This is a genomic window from Frankia sp. CeTa3Moorea (assembly GCF_978021225.1).
This window is the reverse complement of sequence record NZ_CDXDOR010000242.1, coordinates 1-4834: the sequence shown is the minus strand read 5'-3', so window position 1 is coordinate 4834 and position 4834 is coordinate 1. Positions and strand designations below refer to the sequence as shown.

At 68.0% G+C, this 4834-nt stretch carries 6 protein-coding genes; 4 read left to right on the top strand and 2 right to left on the bottom strand.

Features of this window, described 5'->3' with window-relative positions; genetic code table 11:
- The 3 genes from AC08OV_RS23540 to AC08OV_RS23530 form a co-directional block, all read left to right on the top strand.
- Nucleotides 1-809: Gfo/Idh/MocA family protein (locus tag AC08OV_RS23540; protein WP_476615732.1), on the top strand; the 809-nt coding region annotated here is incomplete at its 5' end.
- A gap of 201 nt (nt 810-1010) precedes the next feature.
- Nucleotides 1011-1700, top strand: a complete 690-nt coding sequence (locus tag AC08OV_RS23535; RefSeq protein ID WP_476615731.1) for an NAD(P)-dependent oxidoreductase — start codon at nt 1011-1013, stop codon at nt 1698-1700.
- Between the two features lie 131 nt (nt 1701-1831).
- Nucleotides 1832-3307: an MFS transporter gene (locus AC08OV_RS23530; RefSeq protein ID WP_476615730.1), complete on the top strand. Its 1476-nt coding sequence runs from the start codon at nt 1832-1834 to the stop codon at nt 3305-3307.
- A 137-nt stretch (nt 3308-3444) separates the two neighbouring features.
- On the opposite strand, the gene AC08OV_RS23525 is transcribed toward AC08OV_RS23530, so the two are convergent.
- Nucleotides 3445-4095: an NAD(P)-dependent oxidoreductase gene (locus tag AC08OV_RS23525; protein ID WP_476615729.1), complete on the bottom strand. Its 651-nt coding sequence runs from the start codon at nt 4093-4095 to the stop codon at nt 3445-3447.
- A gap of 137 nt (nt 4096-4232) precedes the next feature.
- On the opposite strand from AC08OV_RS23525, the gene AC08OV_RS23520 reads away from it, so the two are divergent.
- Entirely contained in the window at nt 4233-4577 is a 345-nt protein-coding gene (locus tag AC08OV_RS23520) for a winged helix-turn-helix transcriptional regulator (RefSeq protein ID WP_476620335.1), read from the top strand.
- Nucleotides 4578-4636: 59 nt separating this feature from the next.
- Here AC08OV_RS23520 and AC08OV_RS23515 read toward each other — a convergent pair.
- On the bottom strand, nt 4637-4834 hold a 198-nt coding region (locus AC08OV_RS23515), incomplete at its 5' end, for a hypothetical protein (protein ID WP_476615727.1).

Below are 4834 nucleotides of genomic sequence, written 5' to 3'. Positions count from 1 at the left end.
AACACGTTTACTGCGAATGGCCGCTGGCGGCGGGCAGCGCCGATGCCGGCCGTTTCCTCACAAACGCCACGGCGGCCGGTGTCCGGCACGCCGTCGGGTTGCAGACTCGGCACCATCCAGCGATCCGGCACCTTCGCGATCTCATCGCGGAGGGCTGGGCCGGCGACATTCTGTCGGCCTCCCTCACGTACTCGCTGTCCACCCCGCCGACCTGGCCGAAAAGCCACGCACCGATGATCGGAACACCCAACCTCAGCCGCCTTGTCGTCGTCGGCGGCCACGCGCTGGACCTGTTCCCTCAGGTCGTCGGTGGTTTCGCGGAGCTTTCCGCCACTCTCGCGGCCCGGCTGCCCGTCGCGGTCATCGCCGAGACCGGTGAGCGTCTTCCCCTCTCGACACCGGACCAGATCGTGGTCACCGGCAGCCTGACCTCGGGCGCCGCGGCCTCGGTGCACATCACCACCGGAAGCCCGGCGGGCTCGGGGTACCGCTTCGAGGTTCACGGCACCGCCGGGCGGCTGCTCATGGTGGCTGCGGACGACTCGCTCGTCGGGCCTGATCTCACCCTCTATGGGAGCCAGTCACAGGCCCGGCTGCGGCCGATCCCGCTCCCGTCGAGGTACCTGCACGCCCCGCCGGACGAACCGGTGGCGGTCCGCAACGTACGCCAGGTCTACGGCGACCTCGCCGAGGCCATTCGCTCCGGCGGCCCGGTCGAGCCCGACTTCGCGAGCGGGCTGCGGGTCCATCAGTTGCTGGACACGATCGAACTCGCCGCGACCTCGGGGCGACGCCAAGTCGTGGGTTGATCCCTTCCAGCTTGACGGGCCGCCGGCGCCCGACCCGGGAGCGACACGCCCGCGGATCCAGCGATCCAGAACGCACGGCGATGCGGCCGTGTTCACCGCTCACTATCGTTGAAGTAACCAGCTCGCACGCTGTTAGCATCCGCCGTGGGCCGGAGTCGCCGCTTTATACCGTCGATTCATACCGTCAGCGGAGGTTTACTCATGAGCGATATTGTTGTTTTCGGTGCGGGCGGGCGCGCCGGCCGACGTGTGGTGGCAGAGGCCGTGAGTCGCGGTGAGAATGTCACCGCCGTCGTCCGGGATCCAGTTCGGCACGCGGATCTGGCCAGCGAGAACGTGCGGATCGTCGTCGGGGACGTGACCGATCCGAAAAGCGTCGCGGCAGTGGCCGAAGGGCACCGGGCAGCGGTAGCCACGCTCTATCGGAGCGACGTTCCGGCCGATGAGTACTACAGTGCGATCGCCCGCGCGCTCATCGAAGACCTGGGGCAGGCTGGAGTGCCCCGGCTGGTTGTGCTCGGTATCGGAACCCTGCTGGAAAGTTCACCCGGAGTTCGGTTCATGGATCAGCCCGAGTTCCCACCGGACTATCTCCCGTTCAACGACGGGCGGGCGCTGGAGCTGAACATTCTGCGCGAGTCCGGTGGCGACCTCGACTGGGTGGTCGTCGTAGCACCCCCTAGCCCGCTCGACAACGAGACTCCGAGGACCGGCCGCTACCAGTTCACCGGAACGCGGCTGCTGCCCTACGACAATGGTGACGGTCCGCGCTTCGATTTCCCGTACAACGCGAAGGGCCCGTTGTTCACCTTCACCGATCTCGCGGTGGCCCTGGTCGACGAGGCGCTGGCCCCCCGCCACCACCGGGAGCTCGTCGGAGTGTCGCACTGAGCGGACGCCGCGCGCGCCCTGGCGGAGTCTGGTTCCCACACCCGCGGTGTCGTGAGGACGTCCGGCGTGACGCGACCCCGCGTCGCGACGCGGGGTCGCGTCACGCCTTCTGAACTCCAAGGAAAGCGAGCATGACGGATACTCAAGAGGCCGTTGCGCCCACGGCTGTCACCGAAATGCCGCGGGCGGGCCGGATGCTCGCGCTCGCCCTGATCTCGGCGGCCCAACTAATGATCACGCTGGACTCGACGATCGTGTCGGTCGCGATGCCGTCGGCGCAGCAGTCGGTCGATCTGAGCAACGCTGGGCGGCAGTGGGTCCTCACCGCCTACACCCTGGCTTTCGGAAGCCTGCTCCTGCTGGGCGGTCGGATCGGGGATCTCATCGGCCGCAAGCGGGCGATGCTGATCGGCGTGCTCGGCTTCGCGCTCTCGTCCGCGCTGGGCGGAGCGGCGGCGAACGCCGAGATGCTCATCCTCGCCCGTGCCCTGCAGGGCACCTTCGCGGCCCTGATCGCCCCCTCCACGCTGTCGTTGGTGGCGGTCACCTTCCAGGACACGCGTGAGCGGACGAAGGCGCTGAGTATCTACACGGCGACCATGATGACCGGGGCCGCGCTCGGGCTGGTCCTCGGGGGAATTCTCACGACCTATCTGGGGTGGCGGTGGTGCCTCTACGTCAACGTGCCGGTCGCCATAGCCGTGCTGCTCGGCGGCATGCGCGTGGTGCCGGCGACCCCGCCCCAACCAGGCGAGCGGCTCGACGTACCGGGGGCGGTCACCGCCGTGGCGGGAATGGTCGCGCTCGTCTACGGTCTCGGGGAGGCCGGCAGCCGCGGCTGGAGCTCGCCGACCATCATCGGGTCCCTCGCCGCCGGCGTCGTTCTCCTGGGAGCGTTCCTCGTCATTCAGACGAGATCGCGTACGCCGCTGCTGCCCCTGCGCGTCCTGACGAAGCCCAGCAGCGGGTTCTCTTTCCTCGCCTTCATGATCTCTGCCTTCTGCACCTACGGAATGCTCCTGGGCATGACCTACCAGTTCCAGGTCGTCATGCACTATTCGCCGCTCCGGGCCGGGCTCGCCTTCATCAGTTACGTCGGGACGGCGGTCCTCTACACCACCCAGGTCTCACGCCGGCTGGTCACCCGGGTGCGACCCGGGCTCGCGATCTGCGGCGGGCTGACCATCTTCGCGATCGCCCTGCTTTGGCTGGCCCAGCTCAGCCCCGACTCGTCCTATGTGGATCTGCTGCCCTCCCTGGTGCTCTTCGGTGTCGGCGTCGGCACCGTCACTGTCCCGGCCATCTCGGCGGTGGTGGCCGTGAACGAGACCCGGGACCAGAGCATCGTGTCCGCCGTCGTCAACACCGCGCAGCAGGCGGGCGCCTCCATCGGCGCCGCGCTCCTCAACACCATCTCTATCGGCGTCGCGTCGTCCTACCTGACGAGCCACAGCGGTGTGCGTTCCGGGCTGCATGCCGCGGTCCACGGCTTCGCCGCGTCGTCGGTGGTGAGCGCCGCCGTGGCGGGAGTGGGCGCTGTCATCGCCGCGGTGGCCATCCGGGTCGATCTGCGACCAAAGGAGGAAGTCGCCGAGACACCCGCCTGATCCGGGCTCGGCCGGGAACAGTTCGGACCGCACTACCAGGAACATCGGACCGCACCATCAGGAAGCCGCCGGCAACGGAGCAGTGCGTGAGCGGCGGTCGCCCCGTTCCGGTGGCGACCGCCGCTCACGCGCCTGGTTCAGCCGACAGCGACCAGCTCGCGATGGTAGCGGGGGCTCTCGACCTCATCGACCAGGGCGACCGCCAGATCCGCGTAGGAGAAAGCCGGCGTGCCCTCTTCGGCGGGAAGTACCTGGATGCCGCCGATGCGGTACTTGCCGGTACGCTCCGCCCCGGCGTCGAGGACGGCCGGTGGCGGGGTGAGAATCACCCAGTCGAACCGGCTGTCACTCTCCTGGAAGATCCCAAGCTCGACGGCGTGGCCGACCGAGAAGTTCCGGCCGGCCTCCGGGAAGCCGGGCGTGTCGTGCACAGCGACGCCCGGCGACACCTCCAGGGTGCTGCCGACGCCGACCGCCACCAGCCTGGCCACTCCGACCTTGGCCAGGCCCGCCACCAGGGCGCGCGCGGCGTCGCCGTAGAACTCGTCGGCCGGAACATCGGCCCGGAACACCGTGGAGATCACGGCATCGTGCCCGGCGGACACCGAGGCGACGCTGTCGCTGTCGGTCACATCACCCTGGACGACCTTCGTCGCGATCGTGGCGAGATCTTCATACTTCTTCGGGTCACGCACGACCGCGGTAACCGAATGACCGCGTGAAACGGCTTCGGCGACGACCCGTCGCCCTGCATTTCCCCCGGCTCCGAAAACGACAATACTGCTCATCGCGCACCTTTCACTTCCAGGAAGTGGCGTATGCTCTCCAGCCGCGCCGAAGGCTAGCAGTCGATGCCTCAGTTACTGCAAAGATAGCGCGGTACTCTTGAACCATGTGCGATGTCGTCGAGCCCCTCGATCCGGGCATGTTCTCGGACTGTAGCCCGGTCACGTTGCCGATGCGGATGAGCAACAAGTGGGCACCAAAGATCCTCATGTGCCTGAAGGACGGCCGTCGGCGGTTCACCGAGCTGCAGAGCGTGCTGGTGAGTGTGACCCCGAAGGTGCTCGCCGAGTCGTTGCGATCCATGGAACGGGACGGGATGGTTCTGCGGACGGCCTATCCCGGGGTGCCACCTCGCGTCGAGTACGAGCTGACCGAACTGGGTCGCACCCTGCTGGAGCCCCTGCGCGCCTGGTGCGGCTGGACGGAGGCGCACCTGCCGGAGCTCGTGGAGGCACGGGAGGAATACGAGCGGCGTCACCGCTGAGCGCGACGAGGGCGAGGGCGAGGAGGTCCGAGGGCGCGTCCGGCGGGTTAGAGCGTGTCTCACGTCGAGCGTGGGAGCTTCTTCCAGCAGGTGATCGCGGCAGCCAGGCAGAGGAACCCGAGGAAGTTGTAGCCGGGCGGGGTCAAACGGTTGTAGCGACGCCTCGATAGGATGATCGTGTTGGCGTCGAGGGACTGGATGGTGGATGGGCCGGCGGGAGCAGTTGACCATCGAGGAGCGGGAGCTGATTTCCCTGG

What these genes read in the sequence shown, in the direction of transcription:
- AC08OV_RS23535 (WP_476615731.1), top strand. Translation starts at nt 1,011, where the DNA reads ATGAGCGATATTGTTGTTTTCGGTGCGGGCGGGCGCGCCGGCCGACGT.
- AC08OV_RS23530 (WP_476615730.1), top strand. Translation starts at nt 1,832, where the DNA reads ATGACGGATACTCAAGAGGCCGTTGCGCCCACGGCTGTCACCGAAATG.
- AC08OV_RS23525 (WP_476615729.1), bottom strand. Translation starts at nt 4,095, where the DNA reads ATGAGCAGTATTGTCGTTTTCGGAGCCGGGGGAAATGCAGGGCGACGG.
- AC08OV_RS23520 (WP_476620335.1), top strand. Translation starts at nt 4,233, where the DNA reads ATGTTCTCGGACTGTAGCCCGGTCACGTTGCCGATGCGGATGAGCAAC.